The sequence below is a fragment of the Longimonas sp. genome (genome assembly GCF_040409695.1).
In the GTDB taxonomy this organism is placed as follows: domain Bacteria; phylum Bacteroidota; class Rhodothermia; order Rhodothermales; family Salinibacteraceae; genus Longimonas.
On the sequence record NZ_JARWGJ010000120.1, the window covers coordinates 15,075 to 32,850 of the forward strand.

General features: G+C 60.9%; 17 protein-coding genes. 10 read left to right on the forward strand and 7 right to left on the reverse strand.

Annotation, left to right across the window (positions count from 1 at the left end):
• The first annotated feature begins 21 nt into the window (after positions 1–21).
• The 6 genes from PPP56_RS07575 (at position 22) to rfbB (ending at position 5,434) form a co-directional block, all read left to right on the forward strand.
• Positions 22–333: a hypothetical protein gene (locus PPP56_RS07575; protein ID WP_353563434.1), complete on the forward strand. Its 312-nt coding sequence runs from the start codon at positions 22–24 to the stop codon at positions 331–333.
• On the forward strand, positions 323–1,138 hold the full coding sequence (locus tag PPP56_RS07580) for an MBL fold metallo-hydrolase (protein ID WP_353563435.1): 816 nt from the start codon (positions 323–325) through the stop codon (positions 1,136–1,138). The genes PPP56_RS07575 and PPP56_RS07580 overlap by 11 nt, the downstream gene beginning before the upstream one ends.
• 97 nt (positions 1,139–1,235) lie before the next feature.
• Positions 1,236–1,694, forward strand: coding sequence for a type II 3-dehydroquinate dehydratase (gene aroQ / locus PPP56_RS07585; protein ID WP_353563436.1), 459 nt, complete (start codon positions 1,236–1,238; stop codon positions 1,692–1,694).
• 92 nt (positions 1,695–1,786) lie between these two features.
• The gene (locus PPP56_RS07590) at positions 1,787–2,302 is read left to right on the forward strand and encodes a metal-dependent hydrolase (protein ID WP_353563437.1); all 516 of its coding nucleotides are present in this window, start codon (positions 1,787–1,789) and stop codon (positions 2,300–2,302) included.
• Positions 2,303–2,378: 76 nt separating this feature from the next.
• Entirely contained in the window at positions 2,379–4,112 is a 1,734-nt protein-coding gene (gene murJ / locus PPP56_RS07595; protein ID WP_353563438.1) for a murein biosynthesis integral membrane protein MurJ, read from the forward strand.
• Between the two features lie 290 nt (positions 4,113–4,402).
• Complete coding sequence (gene rfbB, locus PPP56_RS07600; protein WP_353563439.1) at positions 4,403–5,434, forward strand: dTDP-glucose 4,6-dehydratase; 1,032 nt, start codon at positions 4,403–4,405, stop codon at positions 5,432–5,434.
• A gap of 53 nt (positions 5,435–5,487) precedes the next feature.
• Here the strand turns inward: rfbB and PPP56_RS07605 are convergent, their stop codons facing one another.
• Positions 5,488–6,648, reverse strand: coding sequence for a hypothetical protein (locus PPP56_RS07605; protein WP_353563440.1), 1,161 nt, complete (start codon positions 6,646–6,648; stop codon positions 5,488–5,490).
• 135 nt (positions 6,649–6,783) lie between these two features.
• Here PPP56_RS07605 and PPP56_RS07610 point away from each other — a divergent pair, with 135 nt between their 5' ends.
• From PPP56_RS07610 to PPP56_RS07620, 3 genes are all read left to right on the forward strand, one after another.
• Complete coding sequence (locus PPP56_RS07610) at positions 6,784–7,449, forward strand: haloacid dehalogenase type II (protein ID WP_353563441.1); 666 nt, start codon at positions 6,784–6,786, stop codon at positions 7,447–7,449.
• 145 nt (positions 7,450–7,594) lie between these two features.
• A complete protein-coding gene (locus PPP56_RS07615; protein WP_353563442.1) occupies positions 7,595–8,035 on the forward strand; it encodes a DsrE family protein in 441 nt (146 codons plus the stop codon).
• A gap of 413 nt (positions 8,036–8,448) precedes the next feature.
• Positions 8,449–8,823, forward strand: coding sequence for an Mth938-like domain-containing protein (locus PPP56_RS07620; protein ID WP_353563443.1), 375 nt, complete (start codon positions 8,449–8,451; stop codon positions 8,821–8,823).
• A 264-nt stretch (positions 8,824–9,087) separates the two neighbouring features.
• Here PPP56_RS07620 and PPP56_RS07625 read toward each other — a convergent pair whose 3' ends face one another.
• The 5 genes from PPP56_RS07625 to PPP56_RS07645 form a co-directional block, all read right to left on the reverse strand.
• On the reverse strand, positions 9,088–9,606 hold the full coding sequence (locus PPP56_RS07625; RefSeq protein WP_353563444.1) for a nuclear transport factor 2 family protein: 519 nt from the start codon (positions 9,604–9,606) through the stop codon (positions 9,088–9,090).
• A gap of 37 nt (positions 9,607–9,643) precedes the next feature.
• A complete protein-coding gene (locus tag PPP56_RS07630; protein WP_353563445.1) occupies positions 9,644–11,101 on the reverse strand; it encodes a KAP family P-loop NTPase fold protein in 1,458 nt (485 codons plus the stop codon).
• Positions 11,102–11,261: 160 nt separating this feature from the next.
• The gene (locus PPP56_RS07635) at positions 11,262–13,364 is read right to left on the reverse strand and encodes a S9 family peptidase (RefSeq protein WP_353563446.1); all 2,103 of its coding nucleotides are present in this window, start codon (positions 13,362–13,364) and stop codon (positions 11,262–11,264) included.
• A 124-nt stretch (positions 13,365–13,488) separates the two neighbouring features.
• Complete coding sequence (locus tag PPP56_RS07640; protein ID WP_353563447.1) at positions 13,489–14,844, reverse strand: MFS transporter; 1,356 nt, start codon at positions 14,842–14,844, stop codon at positions 13,489–13,491.
• Between the two features lie 303 nt (positions 14,845–15,147).
• The gene (locus PPP56_RS07645) at positions 15,148–15,369 is read right to left on the reverse strand and encodes a putative signal transducing protein (protein WP_353563448.1); all 222 of its coding nucleotides are present in this window, start codon (positions 15,367–15,369) and stop codon (positions 15,148–15,150) included.
• Between the two features lie 191 nt (positions 15,370–15,560).
• On the opposite strand from PPP56_RS07645, the gene PPP56_RS07650 reads away from it, so the two are divergent.
• On the forward strand, positions 15,561–16,310 hold the full coding sequence (locus tag PPP56_RS07650; RefSeq protein ID WP_353563449.1) for a hypothetical protein: 750 nt from the start codon (positions 15,561–15,563) through the stop codon (positions 16,308–16,310).
• Positions 16,311–16,435: 125 nt separating this feature from the next.
• Here the strand turns inward: PPP56_RS07650 and PPP56_RS07655 are convergent.
• Positions 16,436–17,776: PDZ domain-containing protein (locus tag PPP56_RS07655; RefSeq protein WP_353563450.1), on the reverse strand; the 1,341-nt coding region annotated here is incomplete at its 5' end.

Genomic DNA, 17,776 nt, shown 5'->3' on the forward strand with positions numbered 1-17,776 from the left:
CATTAGATCGTACAGTCTCTCATGAAAACGGCGACCATCATCAGTGAACTCATCGACGCCGCCGAGCGAATGGGGATGGAGGTGCGCGTAGAGAAGGGCAATTTCAAAGGCGGACGCTGTCAGGTGGGCAACCAGGCCGTCATTATGCTAAACAAGCGTCACCCCGAAGAGGTGCGCCTGGCCGTGCTGGCCCGTAGCTTGCGCGACGCGCCCCTCGACACCATCTACCTGAAGCCCGCCGTACGCGACGCCCTGCACGACGCCTGGCGCGATGCCGATCCCGATAGCCCCCTACCTGCCTCTACCGAACTGCCCGATACCGATGCCTCCTGACGCGTCTCTGCCCGACCTTCGTATCACGCTACTGGGCACAGGCACGTCAACAGGTGTTCCGGTTCTCGGGTGCGACTGCGACGTGTGTACCTCCCCCGACCCGCGCGACGACCGGCTGCGCTGTGCCTGCTATATCGAGGCGGGTCCGCTGGGCATTCTTGTGGATGCGGGCCCCGACTTCCGTCAGCAGGCGCGCCGGCACAACATCGACCGTATCGATGCAGTGTGTTTCACCCACCACCACTTTGACCATACCGCCGGCATTGATGACCTGCGGCCGTACTTCTACCGTAACCGGCGCCCCATGCCGTGCTACTGTAATGCCGATACAGCGCGCTCCTTGCAACGCAAGTACGACTATATCTTTGGCGACGACCCGTACCCCGGTGCAGCCCGTGTAGACCTGCATTCGGTAGATACGTCGTTCACCATAAGCAGCCGGCACAACGACGCGTGCGCCGTGCCTGTGCAGCCTGTGCCCATGAAGCACGGCTCCACCCCTACTACCGGCTGGCGCATCGGCTCCTTTGCCTACCTGACCGATGCAAACTCCATCCCCGAATCCAGCCTGGCCCTCCTCAACGGCGTTGAAACTGTGGTACTGGATGCGCTGCGTCCGCGTCCCCATCCTACGCACTTCTCATTTGAGGAAGGTATTGCTATGGCGAAACGGATTGACGCACGCGATACGTACTTCATCCACATGACGCACGACGTGCTTCACGCGGAGCAAGATAACCAGCTTCCTGACGGTATCCACCTGGGCTACGATGGACTCACGCTCTGCGTGACCGCTCCCTCGTGAACAGCCACGCGCCTCCGCCTTCGCCTCGAACCGTTATCTTGCTGTACGCTTCCCTGCTCTACCGATTACCTCCTACTGATTACCTGCTACTGGCTGTATGATCCTTGTCTTGAATGGCCCAAACCTAAACCTGCTGGGCACCCGCAACCCCGAACATTACGGCACCGAAACGCTCGATTCGCTTGAGCAGAAGATCTCAGCGACCTTCCCTGATATCACGTTTCAGTGGACGCAGAGCAATCACGAAGGGGTGCTCATCGATACCCTCCATCAGGCCTACGCAGAAGACTTTGCTGGTGTCATCTTTAATCCTGGCGGCTACACCCATACGTCGGTGGCGCTGCACGATGCCGTCGAGGCGATTGCAACCCCGGTAGTAGAGGTGCATCTCTCGAACATTCATGCGCGCGAAGACTTTCGCCGCACGTCACGCATCGCACCGGCGTGTATGGGACAGATTAGTGGCCTTGGTCCGGCAGGCTATCTGCTGGCTGTACAATACCTGCAGATGCACGGCGCCGTCGCAGAACAGGCAGACGAGTCGAGCAGTTCCTGAGCCTGTTTCCGCTCACGCGGAACGCCGCGTGCCCGGCAGGACGTTCGCCTGAGTGTTGGTTTTGTTTATGCAGTAGCCATCCCCCCATTCCTATGCCTGGATACAAAGGCCACATTACGGGCGCGCTGGTCGCATTTGCTGTCTATGCAGCAGTACTCGCCTATGTCGTGCTCGTCGAGCTCATTCCTGTTCCCCTCGACCCAGCCGGTGCGCCCGTCCGCACCCTGATGTACAGCGTCGCCTTGCTCGTACTCGCCGTGCTCTTCGGACTCTGGCCCGACGTAGATATCGACTCGAAGGGACGACGTGTCTTCTACGGGCTGTTTCTGATCGTAGACGTCTACCTGATTATCACCGGCCGCTTCGAGGCGGCCGCCTACCTTGGACTCTTCGCAATTTTGCCTGCTGTGGGCAAACACCGGGGTTGGACGCACACCTGGTGGGCTATGCTGCTGGTGCCTTCTCCCCTTCTCATTGTCCCCTACCTGAACCTGCCCGAAACGCCCTGGATCGGTCTCCCCTTCTACCTGGCGGCAGTCGTGGGCTACTTCAGCCATCTGCTGCTTGATGGCGAACTCGCGCCCAAGAAGCTATTCGCCTGGAAGTAAATCGCTCAAGCGTCTTACAACATAATGCGCCCGCACACACCCGGTCCGCTTCTGCTCGCTCTAAACGCCCTGTTTAATGTCTGCTGACGAGGCCCCACCGCCTGCCCCTGATGAGTCCCCAGAAGGGGCCCCCGATGCGGACGACCACTCCAACAACGCGTCGCCATCGTCCAGCGCCGCGGGCGTCGTTGCGCTGGGCATTTTCGTGAGCAAGATCCTGGGCCTGCTGCGTGAGCGCGCCGTCGCGTTCTACTTTGGCGTAGGCGCCCATGCCGACGTATGGCAGGTGGCCTTTCGTGCGCCCAATCTGCTGCAGAACCTGCTGGGCGAGGGCACCATCTCAGCGGCGTTCATTCCCGTCTACAGCCGCTTGATTGACGAAGACCGCCCCGAAGCTGCCGCCCGCTTTGCCGGGGCCATCTTCGGACTCCTCTGTGTGGTGGTCGGGCTCGTTGTGCTGGCAGGCATTGCATTGGCTGAACCGGTCGTGGCCGTACTCGCCCCCGGCTATCTGGGGGATGCGGAGCGCGTAGCAGCAGGCACCCTCAGCATCAACCGGTTTGAGCTGGCCGTGCAGGCCGTGCGCATCATCTTCCCGATGGCGGGCATTCTGGTGCTCTCAGCATGGGCCCTCGGCATCCTCAACAGCCACCGCCAGTTTTTCGTGCCGTACGTGGCCCCAGCGCTCTGGAACGTCGCTATCATTGGCACGCTCATTGGCGGGGCCTACTTCCTTAGCGGCACGCCCGGTGCTCCAGATGCGCTCACCAGCGACGCGCTCTCGCGGCTCTTGCTTATCGCCTGCTTTGGCGCCGTGGGAGGCGGACTCCTGCAGTTTGGCATCCAGCTGCCGTTTGTCTGGCAGCACCTCGACCGGCTCTACCTCTCCATCTCGACCCGCGTGGAGGGCGTGCGCGAGGCCATTCGGGCGTTCGGACCGGTCGTCGCCGGGCGTGGCGTGGCGCAGATCTCGGGCTACATCGATCTGTTTCTGGCTTCGCTCCTCGCTGTGGGCGCGCAGAGCGCCGTGCGCTACGCTCAGATCTTCTACCTGCTGCCCGTCAGCCTCTTTGGCATCTCTGTAGCCGCCTCTGAACTGCCCGAACTCTCGCGCCTTACCACCGAGCGTGCCAAAACCTTCGGCACGCGTATGCGCCGCTCCATCCACCAGATCGCGTTCCTCACGATCCCTACCATCGTGGGATACCTCTGCTTCGGGTTTCTCGTGGTGGGTCTGCTCCTGCGCACCGGTCAGTTCGATGCGCAAAGCAACTGGCTCGTCTACATTGTGCTGGGGGGATACGCACTGGGTATCCTGGCCACCACCGTATCGCGCCTCCTCCAAAACGCGTTCTATGCGCTGAACGATGCCAAAACGCCCGCCCGGCTGGCGGTGGTGCGTGTGGTGATCTCAACCGCGATAGCCGTGCCGCTTATGCTCTGGCTGGATACGACCGCCGTACCGGACCTGGTACCCGTCGCGACCGACGACCCGCTTTTCCTGGGCGCACTCGGACTCAGCCTCGGGGCCAGCGTGGGTGCCTGGGTCGAGTTTATCCTGCTGAGGCGTGCCCTGCGTACGCATCTGCCCACGCTTTCGCTTGTAGACGGGCGCACCATGGCGACGCTCACCGGACTCGCGATTGCGGCGGCGCTTCCGGCGCTTGGCCTGTGGGCGCTCCTCGCCGGCGCATCCATCTGGGTCGTGGCTCCCCTCGTGGGGGGCACATATATCGTGGTGTACCTGGGCAGCGCATGGCTCCTAAACCGCCCGGAACTGATGGCGTGGGTGGATCGGTTTGTGGGGTGATGTGCGAAGGGCTGTTTGGGAGACGCAGCGATGGAGACACAGCGCCGCTGCATCTCCACTCAGATTAAGTAGATCAGAAAAATACATTTACACCTTGTCATCGCGAGGAGGGAGCCTGCGACCGACGCGGCGATCTCATGGCTCCCGATTGGGCAATGCCGCCCCGTTTGAAGGCAGAAGATTGCACCCTAAAGGCACTCCCTCGCTGCGCTCACAGCGCCGCGTTGCTGGCGCTCCTCGCAATGACATGCTCAAAGATTCTTTTGTAGACTCACTTAAAACGATCTCTTATGTCTGATGCGTTGCTGGTAACGGGTGGATGTGGCTTTATCGGGTCGGCGTTGGTGCGCCACCTGCTCGATGCCACCGACCACCGCATCGTCACGGTGGATGTCCTCACGTATGCGGGCGACCCGCGCAATCTGGGTCCGGCCCGCTCGCATCCGCGACACACGCTCGTCGAAGCCGATATCGCCGACACCGAGGCGATGCACGCAGTGTTCGAAGCGCACCAGCCTGCAGGCGTGCTGCACCTGGCCGCCGAATCGCACGTCGACCGCTCGATCGACGGACCCGCTCCGTTCGTAACGACCAACGTGCAGGGCACGGTAAGCCTGCTCGAAGCCGCCCTTGCGCACTACGAGTCGCTCGATACCGAGGCACAGGCACGCTTCCGGTTCGTGCATATCTCGACCGACGAGGTCTTCGGACAACTGGGCGATGCAGGACGCTTCCAGCCCGATTCGCCCTACGCACCGCGCTCGCCCTACGCCGCCAGCAAGGCTGCCTCCGATCACTTCGTGCGCGCCTGGCACCACACCTACGGACTGCCCACGCTCATCACCAATGGCTCCAACACCTACGGCCCGCGGCAGTACCCCGAGAAGCTGATTCCGGTGGTGCTGCGCAACGCGCTGAACGGCGATCCCATCCCCGTCTACGGCGACGGCAGCAACGTGCGCGACTGGATCTACGTCGACGATCACGCCCGCGCCCTGCATCGGGCCTACACCCATGGCACGCCTGGCGAAACCTACCTGGTGGGCGGCGGACGCGAACTGCGCAACATCGAACTGGTGCACATGCTCTGCGGCCTGTTGGATGCGGAACGCCCGCGCTCAAGTGACGGCTCGTATGCCGACCTCATCACCTTCGTCGACGACCGGGCTGGACACGACTACCGCTATGCGCTTGACGCCTCGGCCACCCGCGACGCCCTCGACTGGCAGCCCACCACCAATTTCCATACGGGACTGCAAGAGACGGTGCAGTGGTATCTCGACCACCCCGAACGGCTGGAGCCCGAGCCGCACCCTGCATAGCAACGCCCCCATTTCGCATCCCTCTGTACCCAACAACCGACTGATACGCGCCGCTACGGCAGGTAGACGTTCAGCCGGATGTACGTGTCGTACTGGGTGCGGCGCTGCACGGCCCCTACCTGCTGCCAACGCTCCTGACGCAGGCGCAGGCGTGCGTCGAATCGAAAGTTTTCGTGGAAGCGCCAGTAGTAGCGGGCTTCCGTCATCCAATCGTTCGGGCGGAAGTCGGTCGAGATGAGCCAGTGCGGACTGTTCAGCCCTCCTTGCACTGCAAACGAGTGGGCTCCGCCTACGTCGAGCAGGTTGAGCGAGGCTTGCAGTCCGATCGGGTCGAGCGTGGCATCCGGATTCAGCCCGAGCACCTCATTCGAAAGCGGCGTTGGCACCCACCCGACCTCGGCCGCTACGGCCACACGCGCCTCATCTCCGATGGCCCTCTCGGCCATGCTGTGGAGCGACACCGCCACGTACGTCTTTTCGCTGTTGGGTCCGGTAGGCGCAGCGGCTGGAAGCACGCTCACATGCAGTCCGTGATGCACGAGCGGACCGACCGGGCGCGTGCTTTCGAGCAGCCCAAACCCCCCGATGCTGCTCCCTGACGCGGTGAACCGTAGCGGACTTCGGAAGGCCGTGGTGGGCGGACTTGGCGTGTGAAAGGCTGCCACGTGTGCGGTTTCGTGCGATGTGAAGCGGTGCTGCACATGCACGCCGTCGGTCCACTGCACAGCAATGTTCGACCCGTCGTTGCGATGCAGTGCGCGCCCCATCAGATCGGGCAGGCCCAGCCCCAGGCGCAGGCGCCCCGCATCCACCTGCCACTGCTTGTTAGGCTGCCAGCGCGCAAACAGCCCGTCGATCCCAATGTCGCCCGGGGCATAGCCTCCACTTCCCGGATAGTAGCCGAGTCCACGCACGGTCCAGCCCGGCTGGGTGGAGGCAAAGCGGATGGCCCCCGAGGCATGTACGCTGCCCCACGATACCGGCTGCCACGATGGACGCACACGGAGCCGTCCCGATAGCGAGTGATCGTCAATCTGCGAACCGTCGCGCGTCTCCCCCCAGGTGCCATAGTAGCCGGTGCGCAGATGTGAGGTCACGCTCCAGTCGCTTTGCGCCCACGCGCTCTGCACCCCGCTGCTCGCAAGCATAGCACCGATCAGCACTGCGAAAAACACAAGACGAGACGGATTCAGACGCGCAGATGCAGGCTGCATAGGAAGCGATAATCATTTCATAACACAGAAGACAGCATACAGCATCCAGAAATAACGCATGAAAGAAAAGTCGCATCCCACAAAGCCTCTATGTATTTTTGGGAGGCTTGCTCTTCCCACGATCATTCTACTGCCATGGCGCCCACGCTCGTATTCGATGTCAACGAGACGCTCCTCGACCTGAGTGCCCTCGACGCGCCGTTCGACGCTGCCTTCGATACGCCCAATGTACGCACTGAATGGTTTGCCCAGGTACTGCAGTCGGCACTGGTCACGACGGTGCTCGATACGTATGCCGACTTTAGTCAGATTGCCGATGCCGCCCTCACGATGGTAGCCGCCCGCCACGACAGAGCACTATCGGAGGCGGAGCGTCGTGCCATTCTCGACACCGTGCGCCGGCTCCCCCCGCACCCGGATGTCCCCGGCGCGCTGGAGCGCCTCGCCAGTGCCGACCTACGTCTGGCGGCCCTCAGCAACGGCGCCCCCGATGTGTTGCACGCTCAACTCGACCATGCCGGACTCACCCCGTTCTTCGACGAGATCCTCTCCGCGCATGCTGTCCGCCGCCTGAAGCCTGCCCCTGACCCCTACCACATGGCCATGGATGTGCTCGGCGTCTCTGCGCGCGACATGGGGTTTGTGGCAGCGCACACGTGGGATGTGGCCGGCGCCATGCGCGCAGGCTGCCCGGCTACGCTCCTCCTGCGCAGCGGCGTTGTCCCCGATCCGCTCGCCGCGCCACCCGACCACACGGCAACTGACCTGCACGACCTCGCCGACCAGCTGCTTGCAGCATAACCACTCCCGGTCTATCATAGACCAGGTGGATGCGACCCGGCTTCGTTTTCACAACAATCATAGCCAGACCCGGCAACTTGTATGCAGGCATAGGAATACACAACTTGTAGTAACAAGTCACCTTCCTCAGATTACCCTGCTTCCCATGCGCTATTTTGCTTTCTTCGCAACTCTTGTTGCCGGCCTCTTCCTCGGATCGATGACTACAGCCCAGGCCCAGGCTGACGACCCCGACGAACTGTTCGTAGTTGTCACCTCCGATGATGCACAGACCCAGATGATGGCGATGGTACTCGCCAACCAATCCCTCAACCAGGGTGCCTCGGTGCGCGTGCTTCTCTGCGGCGACGGCGGACGCCTCGCCCTGGCTAACGAGGAGTTCCCGGTTTTTCAGCCTGCCGACCGCACTCCACAGCAGCTCCTGCAGCGCCTGATAAACGAGGGCAGCACCGTTGAGGTCTGCGCGATCTACCTGCCCAACACCGATGCCGACGAGTCGGATCTGATCGAGGGCATCGGCGTCGCGCAGCCACCGGCCATCGCTGAGCACATGATGAGGCCGACTGTGCGGTACTTCACGTTTTAATTAAGTAGCTCAGCAAAAATACGTTTACACATTGTCATCGCGAGGAGGGAGGTTGCGACCGACGCGGCGATCTCATGTGCCAGTTAGAGCGGTTTGTCTTGCTTGTAAGGCACAAGACTTGCATTCCAAGAGCACTTCCTCGCTGCGCTCACGGCGCCACGTCGCTGGCGCTCCCCGCAATGACATACTCAAAGGTTCCTTTGTGGGTCTACCTAACTGAGACCACCGTCCCCATTCCCGGGCCGACTCCGTGCCGATGTGTAGACAGACTGCGCATCGGCACGTTTGGTTGTGGGCGTGTGATAGCTCTATGAGGAGGCGAAGACGTGTGTGCCCCGCGCGAATCCTTTGCGGCATCTGGCTGGTTTTTGTAGCAACGGCGACGATCTGTTAAACAGATTAGCACACGCATTATGGCTACAAGCACCGCACCATCGATCACGTCTGTTTCGTGGGGTAGCGTTACCGTTGAGGGCTTTCCCGAGCCGTTCAAAGATGCGAAGCTGTATCCGGGCGGCGCGCGGGGGTGGGACTGGAACGAGACGGGCACCTCGCATACGCCCGGCATCCAGCCCGCCGATGTGCGCGAACTCCTCGACCACGGCGCCGAAGCCGTTGTGCTGGCGCAGGGCTTCCACGAGCGTCTGCAAGTGAAAGACGAGACGCTCGCTTTCCTTGACGAAGAGGGCATCGATGTGCACGTTTTAGACACCGAGCGGGCCGTGCAGCGCTACAACGAACTGCGCACCAAACAGCCCACCGGCGCGCTGATTCATTCGACGTGTTGATCCAGGGTATGCTACTTGTCTGTCACAGGTCAATCTTCGGGTAACACATGCACCCTCTAACGTACCGAGAATAACGCACAATCCTGTCATTGCGAGCGCAGCGAAGCAATCTCATGCTATCAGACCGGATGCAGCCGCCCAATCAACGGCATAAGATCGCACCCCGGAGTACTCGTTCGCTAGCGCTCACAGCACCGCGTCAGTCGCAGGGCTCCCTCCTCGCGATGACAATTTCGGCCCCTAACAATCAGGTGTGACAGAGTACTACTCCCGGCGGCAATCGGTAGTACGGTGGGTGTAGGCAATGAAGGTGATGCGCCAGACGTTGCTGTCGTGAAGCAACTGGATGGAGTTGGAACCGCAGTGGCTGAACGTGTCGCCTTCGTAGAACTGGAAAAACATCCAGACGTGGGCAAGGTCGCCATCGATCCGCACCTCGGGGTCGAAGTAGGGTTCGTTCCAGGGCGTATCGCCGCTTTCAAGGGCATCGACAAACCCGTCGGTGGTTTGCACGTCTGGAAGTGCGGTGTCGGCATCGGCACGGACAACAGTCATGCGGGCGTCGGGGTGCAGAACAGCGCGGGCGGCGTCGCCATCGCGGTTCCGCATCGCGTCGAACAGGGCATCGACAGCGGTCAGCACCTGGGCGGCTTCGGGCGTAGCAGCATCAGCCGCCGAGACGCCCTCGGGGATGGGTTGCCCTTTGACTGGAGTGGTGAGCGCGAAGCTAAGCAGTAGCGCCATGCTGCACAGCGTGGCTGCAAATTGTGTTAAGGTATGCATGGCTGAGGTGGGGAGATAACCAGATAAAAGCGAAGGTCTACTGCTGCTGCGCTGGAGCAGCAAGTTCAATAAGGTCGATCAGTTCTTGCTCGAAGTGGATGTTGTAGTTCTTAAGTTCTTTAGTATGCTCGTAATAGGTAGAGAACGAATGTGCTTTGTTCAAAGTCACGCTGGTGCTCAGTCTTGAAATGCTGGATGGCTGTTTTTTCGCTCCATGACTCACATCATATATTTTATCGCTCTGACTTCTCCGGTAGCTATTATATTGCTCATCATCGGGGCAGTATGAAATATCTAAGGCAGCTTTCAGGATGGTTGGGTCAACGTTGCCAGAACTGGTCTCCCAGGCTGCCAGGGAGTTGATCAATCCGTCAATTTCCTTGTGTTTTGATTTGTCGTGCTGCAGGTCATTGTACAACTCTTCTCGTTTCCTGCGCAGCGCGATAAGAAATGCCAGAAAGGCTCGTGCTGCAAGAGGAATGGCGTTTCGCTTACTGATAACATGATGCACTAACGCAAGACGAACAAAGTACTGCTTCTGCGCTCGTAGTTTCAGATCGAATGCTTCACACGACCATGCCATAACGGCACGTATTAACTTAGAATCGTTATCACCTGCAGGAGAACTAAAACGAGACTTTGCAACACGAAAGTTTCCCAACCCATGGTGGTCGAAGAGAAACTGGGCGAACCGTCCAGGCTCGGGGTCTGGGAGCTTGTAGTCCAGGTTCACGAAGCGGCGCAGGTAGCCTTTGGCGTTCATGCCCTGCCCGTACATCGCTTTGATAGAATGCCGGAGTTGATTGGGATTGGTGACAAGTATGAAGACAATGCCCGGCACATTGAACAGGTGCTTGATCCGTTCCAGCAGCTCAACGGCAAAGTCGGGGCGGCACCGGTCCAACTCATCCACGAAGAAGAAAAGTAGCCCGTCTTTTTCGTACTCGTCTTTACCATTGCTCAGGTCATTGACAAAGGTCTCTAACTCTTCTTTGAAGTCATCAACTGCATCTTTCTTCTGGTGATGTGCATCAATCAGGTCGCTGCTCCCTTCTACCAGTGCGCCTGCAATGAGCTCACGGGTTTCACCATCCATCACTCCGAGTGAGCCAAGCTGGATTGCTAAGGGAATAGCGCGCTTCAAAAGTTTTCCACCCATTTCCTTCAAGGCTTCTGATGTCTCGCTTCCGCTATGTTCAATGACCAACTCATCAATTGCATCGATGAACGCAATGAGCGGGTCATCAGCAAAGTCATTTTCCCATGCGTTGAAATAGAGCGATGTGTAGCCCTGATTTTTCAGTTTTCGCGCCCACATCTCTACAAACGTGGTTTTGCCGGTGCCCCACGGCGCGTTGAGACTCATGACGTATGGCTCCTCTGCAGAACTGAGCAAATCCGTCAAGAAGTCAGCGGTGGGTTCACGGTTGAGCTTGTCGTTTTCGAAGGGCGCGTCGCTCGGTATCTCTGGAGACTCAACTTGATCGGGTAGCATGGAGGTTTAGATGGGCAGGCAAGGGCAGCGATTTGATACGACACAGGATACGTGATGCAAGGTGACACGTCAACTGCGTCAGTACCAAAAACAAAGCGCCCGGCCTCTTTAGGGAGAAACCGGGCGCATCCGCTACACTACGTCATCTTGTTCGGGCACGCTACTCCGCCAGCCAGTGGTCGAACCAGCTGCGCAGGCGCTCCATTCGGTCGACTAAGAGCCATGGCTCGCCGGTGCGCGAAAGGCCATGCGAGGAGCGCGGGTAGCGCACAAACTCGACCGGCACCTCTTGCTTGATGAGCGACATAAACCACTGCTCGCCCTCAGGCATCGGTGTGCGGTAGTCCTCCTCGCTGTGGATGATGAGCGTGGGCGCTTCTACGTTCTCGACGTAGCTGAGGGGCGAAAGCTCGCGATACAGATCCCGCTCTTCCCACGGATAGCCGAAGAACTCCCACTCCATCAGGCCCTGCGCGTCGGAGGTGCCGTACATGCTCTCCCAGTTGGAGATCGAGCGGCTCGTGACAGCTGCAGCAAAGCGGTCGGGGAAGCGGGCGGTGAGCCAGTTGGTCATGTAGCCGCCGTAGCTGCCCCCAGAGACCCCAATGCGATCGGGATCGATGGCATCGTATTCGTCAAGTACCGCATCGATGCCCGTCATGAAGTCCTCCTCATCCATTAGGCCCCACTCGCCACGGGTGGCATACATGAAGTCGTGTCCGTAGGCCGAGGAGCCGCGCGGATTTGGATAGAAGACGAACATGCCGGAGCCCGAAAGCGCGTGGAAGGTCTGGAACCAGGTGTTGCCATAGGCGGCATGCGGACCGCCGTGAATCTTGAGCACCATCGGGTAGGATTCGTCGGGATCGTAGTCGACGGGTTTGATGACCCAGCCTTCGATTTCGGTGCCGTCTTCAACGGTCCAGGTGATCGGTTCGGCGGGCTGTACGGTGCGGTCAGCCATCCATTCTTCGTTGAAGGCGGTAAGCTGCGTTTCATCGGAGCCGTCGGGGCGGGCGATGAACACTTCAGCGGGTGTCACCGCGTCGGTCGCGGTGTAGGCCATCCAGTCGCCGTCGTCATCCGGCGAGATGCTGCTGAGGCGCCGCGCTCCCTCGGTGACCTGCTCCACGGAGCCACCGGTGGCATTTACGGCAAAGAGATGCGCATCGCCACGCGTTTGGGCAGAGAAGCGCACGTGCGTGCCGTCAGCGCTCCAGTGCGGGCTACCGGGACGCAGGTCCCACTCGGGCGTCAGGTTCTGCGGTTCGCCGTTGGCGGTGCCATCGTCGTTCAGCGCTACGCGATGGATGTTGGTTGGGGCACCGCGCTCAGCCGTGCTCTGAAACGCAAGGTGATTGCCATCAGGAGAGACTGCCGGACTGCTCTGGCCGCCTTCCATCTCCAGCAACAACTCGGGCGCGTCGCTGTCGGCGTGCAGCACGTAGAGGTTGGCGGTCGGATCCATACTAAACGGATCGTTCTCCTCGGGGTCGCCCACGAAGTAGATGGTTTCGCCATCCGGGTGCCACGTCACGTTGCGTACGTGGTAGGGCAGATCGGTGCGGATGTCCGGTTCCCCCCCCTCGGCATCCACCACATGCAGCTGCCGTTTGTCGCGATACTCAGGATGAGGCAGCCAGTCGGAGGTGCCGTCGCGCTTGTAGTTCATGTGGGTGATAACGTGTCCGTCGAAGCGCGTGGTGTCGAGGGTGGATGTGATAGCGTCTGGCGCGATGTGACGGGCTTCGTCGCCATTCAGACCGTTCTCTTCGTCAGCCTCGGGGTCATCGTCGGGGGCACGCACGAACGCGATCTGGCTGCCGTCGGGGCTCCACACAGGCGGACGGTCGACGCCTTCGATCTGAAAGGCTTCGCCACCGGGGGCAGTTACCCGAAGAAAGCGAATGGTGTTGGGATCGTCGCCTCGCTGCGACTGGATCGCCAGCACGTCGCCATCGGGCGACCAGCGCGGATTGAAGGACTGCACGCTTGCATCTGTAAACCGAAAGGGCTCACCATCGGGCGTGCCGTCTACGAGTTCCTGCATCCAGACGGTGCGGTGGCGGGTGTTGTCGGCCTCCTTGCGATCGGTGCGGGTGAAGGCGAGCAGCGAGCCATCGGGCGAGAGCGCTACCTGGCTAACGCCAACGGTGTGGTAGTAGTCGGCGGGCTGAATGCCATCTTGGGCCCACGCGTGCGGCGCGAGGAGCACCCAGGCGCCCAGTGTAACGGTGAAGACGCAGTAGCGAAGTAGAGACATAGGTAGCGTTCGGGGCTTCTTGTAGAAGGACAGACAAGCACATGTAAATAAACGAAACCCCGCAGCAAACTGCGAACCCGTGTTACGAAGCCAGGCTGCGCTGTTATCGGTGAACGACCGTTCTTTACTGGCTGGAACCGGTCGTATCGTCAACCCGGGCGGCATCGATATCGTCAGCCTCTACATCGGGAGGCAGTTCTTCGGCCATGCGGATCCCTTCGTCCTCATCGACGCGGAGCAGCAGCGCACCGCCCACAACGAAAAAGAACAGCACCGTGGTGATGCCAATCCGCTGACTTGCAAAGACCGAGGTAAACCACCCCAGCAAGAGCGGGCCCATAAACGCGGTGAGCTTGCCCGAGAAGGCGAAGAATCCGAAGAACTCGTTTTCTTTCGTAGGGGGCGTAAAGCGTGCCATCAGTGAGCGGCTTGAGGCCTGGTTGGGACCTACGAGCAGCCCCAGCAAGATGCCTGCCACCCAGAACCACGCCTCGGTCGGAGCCGCGGCTGCAAGAATCACCGCCCCCGAAATCCCTACAATGCTGATGAGGATCGTCGGCTTGGCTCCGATCCAGTCGTCGATGTAGCCAAACGCGAACGCGCCCAGCCCTGCTGCCACATTGAGCACAATGCCGAAGATAATGATCTCCTCGGTGGTGAATCCGAAGGTGCCAGCAGCGTAGATGCCGCCAAACGCAAAGATCGTCACGATCCCATCGTTATAGAAGAAGCGGGCCGCCAGCAGCCAGAATGTATTTTTGTAGCGCCGAATCGACTGAAAAGTAGACTTCAGCTGCCGGTTGGTGGCACGGATCAGCCCATCGTTTTCGTCAACGTCGAGCAGGCCTCGCTTTGGCTCGGGCACCACCAGAAAGAGCGGAATCGCAAACACGGCATACCACACCGCCACGAGCAGATTTGTAGCGCGGATGTGCTGCCCGGTGTCGGGGTTCATCCCAAAGAGCGGCGGCTCTGGAAAGACAAAGACAAACAGCGCCACGATCAGTCCGAGCAACCCGCCGATGTAGCCCACGAACCAGCCGATCCCCGATACGCGCCCCATATTTTTCGACGAGGCGATCTCCGGTAGAAAGGCGTTGTAGAAGACGTACGAGATCTCAAACGCCACGTTGGCTACCACGAACACCGAGAGCGCAAAGAGCACCTCGCCCTCGGTCGGAAAGTAGAGCGCCACCGACCCGGCGATGCAGACCACGGTCGCCACAAACAGGAACCGCTTGCGATAGCCCCCACGATCGGCCATGGCTCCGAGGTAGGGCGACAGTCCGGCTACCAGGATCGCCGAAATGGCCACCGCCCACGACCATTGCGTGGTACCTGTTACCGAGTCGGTGGCAATCACCTCGGTGAAGAACGTGGCATAGACGAACGTAACAACCAGTGTGGTAAAGGTCTGGTTCGCAAAGTCATAGAGCGACCAGGCCCCCACCACGCGGCGATCTAACGAGGAATCAGACACGGGCAGATAATGCGCTTAAAACAGGTAACGTATGGGATGCGGAGCGGCGTGCCTGTATGATACGGCACACGCGGCCCCCGAACAACCCACTCCTCAGGCACCAGGGTCGTGTAGGCGCACCGCATGCGCCCCGGGCAGAACTTGGGTGCTATCTCGCCTGCGAAATCGCGTCCAGGCGTTGATGTGAAGACGAGAGGCTGCATCTGCACGATTTCCGCCCTCTTGATACAGGCATATTGCTCCTGTGAGCACCTCTTCACCTACGGCGCTGGCTTTTGCGCCCCGCCTCCCCCTGACTCTGGCTCATTCCTCCATCAGGTCGGCCAGCACCTCGCGCGCCTCGTCTTCGAACCCGGCAGGCACCTGCACTTTCACGCCGCCGGCTTTCTGCGAGAAGAACATCGTGAGGCCGGTCATGTCTTCGTGGATGATGCGGCACGGGATGTCGGCGTCTTCAAGCTGCATCCGGGCAAAGTGGGCATTGTGGGGGGCGTTGAACTGCGCGATGGTAACGAGGTCGGCCATGGACGGCGGGACAGCAAATTGCGTGACAGGCGGCGCGGCACTATATTGGCGGTGTCTTGATGTCTGCATACGCCCAATCTGCAATGCCCGTTCGCCACATGCTGCTGTCGGCCCAGAAACTATTCAGACAGAAACGATGCAGACAGAAACGATGCAGACAGAAACGATGCAGACAGAGACGATGCAGGGGGATGCGTAGCGCTCTCCTGAATAGTTTCTGCCTGGGACTTGGTCTGGGGCTCGGCCTCGTGCTGGGTGGCTGCGCGCTTTCGGAGCCCACCAGCGAGCAGCTCATGATGCGCACCACGCCCGTGAACCCGGATGAGCGGCAGGCATCGCCCCGTCCGCCCTTGCGCGAGATCGTAGACCACGTTGAGATTCTCAATACGCATTACGTGACCTCCAGCCGCTACGAGCAACGCGTAGTGCAGCAGGTCTTCGGGCCCGAGGCGCCGGACGACGGCACGCCCGATGCATTCAATCCGCTCGGACTGTGGAGCGGGGGCGTGGGGCTGGCGGCCGACGTGACCGACCGGCTTTCGCTGGGCGTAGGGGGCGTATTAGGTGACCTGAATGCAACGGTGCGCGTGACTGGGCCCTATTTCTTTACGGCGAGCCATACCCCGCTGATCACGAAAAACTACGCGTTCATCGCGCAGCGCCGTATCGTGCACCCCTCCGGCGATCATGGGTGGGGGGTGAGCCTGGGTGCGTACTGGCAACGCTTACGGCTGCAGTTTGGCGAGTACGTGGGCGATGCAGACGCCGAGTCGTTCCAGCAGCGCACCGCAGGCGGACGCCTCTTCGTGCGTACGCCTGCTCTCAGCCGGGGGGAGAACAGTCAGCTGCACGTTACGCTCATCAGCCGGGTGGGCGTCGAAACGGAGTTTAACACAATGGTTGTTGGCGTAGGCACCCGGCTCACCGTGCATGTGCCGTAGGGAACAGCGCTCTCGCAGGCCGCCTCATGCCCCGAATACAACATGCCCCAAACACAAAACGCAGACGCCAGCCGAGAGGCTGAGCGTCCGCGTTGCGCGGTTGGTTGGACCGGTGCTCTCGTGCCCTACTGGTTGCTGCGAGGCGCACGCACGGGCGGAGCCGGCTCCTCAATGATCGGATCGTCTTCTGGCAGACGCATCATAGCCTCCTCGATGGCACGGTCGAGCTGCGGGTCGCCGCCTTCGATGACCTCACGCGGCGTCTGCACCACCGGGATGTCGGGCGCAACGCCCTCGTTCTCGACGGCCCAGTTGCCGTCCAGGTCCAGGAAGCCGCCGCGTGGCACGGTGAAGAACCCGCCATCGATGAGGGGCGGCGTATCCCAGATCCCCACGAGTCCGCCCCAGGTGCGGCGCCCTACGATGGGCCCGATCTCCATGCGCCGAAACATGTAGGGTAGCAGGTCGCCGCCCGAGCCTGCGGCTTCGTTGGCAATCATCACCTTCGGCCCCCACACGCCAGCGCCCGGCGTGGTGAAGGGCGTGCGGTCGCCAATGGGGTTGTTAAAGAAGCCATGCAGCTCACGGGCCATGATGTCGACCATGTAATCAGCCGCCGAGCCCCCTCCGTTGAAGCGCTCGTCGATCACCATGCCGCTGCGGTCTTGCTGCGCAAAGTAGTAGCGGTTGAACGACTCATAGCCAGCCTGAGCGGTGTTGGGCACATACACATAGCCGAGCGCGCCGTCGGACTGCTCTTCGACGTAGCGGCGGTTGTCTTCCACCCAGGCGCGGGTGCGCAGTCCGGCTTCGCTTGCCACAGGCTCTACGGTGATTTCGCGGGCGCCCTCTGTGGTAGGTTCGTCATTGATAAGCAGCGTAATGGGGCGGCCTACGGTGCCCTCAAAGGGGGCGTACGGATTCATGTCGGTGGTCAGCTCTCGGCCTTCCACAGCCAGAATGTAGTCACCCGCACCCACGTCCATTCCGGGGGTACGCAGCGGCGCGTTCAGTCCCGGATTCCACTGCTCGCCATCGTAGATCCGTTCGATGCGGTAGCGGTCGCCATCGGCCACGAGGTCGGCGCCCAGCAGTCCGGTGCCGGGGCCGTCGCCGTCGGGAATGTCGCCGCCGCCCACGTAGGTGTGCCCGAGCGAGAGCTCACCGATCATGAGCGCCAGCACGTAGTTGAGGTCGGCGCGATGATGCACATGGTCGAGCCACGGCTCGTACAGGGCGCGCACCTCGTCCCAGTCGGCGCCGTGGTAGTTATCCACGTAGAGGTAGTCGCGGTTGAAGCGCCAGGCATCGTCGAAGATCTGCTGCCACTCGGCCCGCGGGTTGACCTGCATCTGCAGGCCCGACAGGTCGAGCGCTCCATCACCCGGTGAGGGCGGCTGTGCAGCGGGCACAATGCCCCACTGTCCCATCGCCTGGTAGAGCACCTGCTCGCCCGAGTGCGACAC

Coding starts and splice junctions, on each gene's coding strand:
- PPP56_RS07575 (WP_353563434.1), top strand. CDS start 22: ATGAAAACGGCGACCATCATCAGTGAACTCATCGACGCCGCCGAGCGA.
- PPP56_RS07580 (WP_353563435.1), top strand. CDS start 323: ATGCCTCCTGACGCGTCTCTGCCCGACCTTCGTATCACGCTACTGGGC.
- aroQ (WP_353563436.1), top strand. CDS start 1,236: ATGATCCTTGTCTTGAATGGCCCAAACCTAAACCTGCTGGGCACCCGC.
- PPP56_RS07590 (WP_353563437.1), top strand. CDS start 1,787: ATGCCTGGATACAAAGGCCACATTACGGGCGCGCTGGTCGCATTTGCT.
- murJ (WP_353563438.1), top strand. CDS start 2,379: ATGTCTGCTGACGAGGCCCCACCGCCTGCCCCTGATGAGTCCCCAGAA.
- rfbB (WP_353563439.1), top strand. CDS start 4,403: ATGTCTGATGCGTTGCTGGTAACGGGTGGATGTGGCTTTATCGGGTCG.
- PPP56_RS07605 (WP_353563440.1), bottom strand. CDS start 6,648: ATGCAGCCTGCATCTGCGCGTCTGAATCCGTCTCGTCTTGTGTTTTTC.
- PPP56_RS07610 (WP_353563441.1), top strand. CDS start 6,784: ATGGCGCCCACGCTCGTATTCGATGTCAACGAGACGCTCCTCGACCTG.
- PPP56_RS07615 (WP_353563442.1), top strand. CDS start 7,595: ATGCGCTATTTTGCTTTCTTCGCAACTCTTGTTGCCGGCCTCTTCCTC.
- PPP56_RS07620 (WP_353563443.1), top strand. CDS start 8,449: ATGGCTACAAGCACCGCACCATCGATCACGTCTGTTTCGTGGGGTAGC.
- PPP56_RS07625 (WP_353563444.1), bottom strand. CDS start 9,606: ATGCATACCTTAACACAATTTGCAGCCACGCTGTGCAGCATGGCGCTA.
- PPP56_RS07630 (WP_353563445.1), bottom strand. CDS start 11,101: ATGCTACCCGATCAAGTTGAGTCTCCAGAGATACCGAGCGACGCGCCC.
- PPP56_RS07635 (WP_353563446.1), bottom strand. CDS start 13,364: ATGTCTCTACTTCGCTACTGCGTCTTCACCGTTACACTGGGCGCCTGG.
- PPP56_RS07645 (WP_353563448.1), bottom strand. CDS start 15,369: ATGGCCGACCTCGTTACCATCGCGCAGTTCAACGCCCCCCACAATGCC.
- PPP56_RS07650 (WP_353563449.1), top strand. CDS start 15,561: ATGCGTAGCGCTCTCCTGAATAGTTTCTGCCTGGGACTTGGTCTGGGG.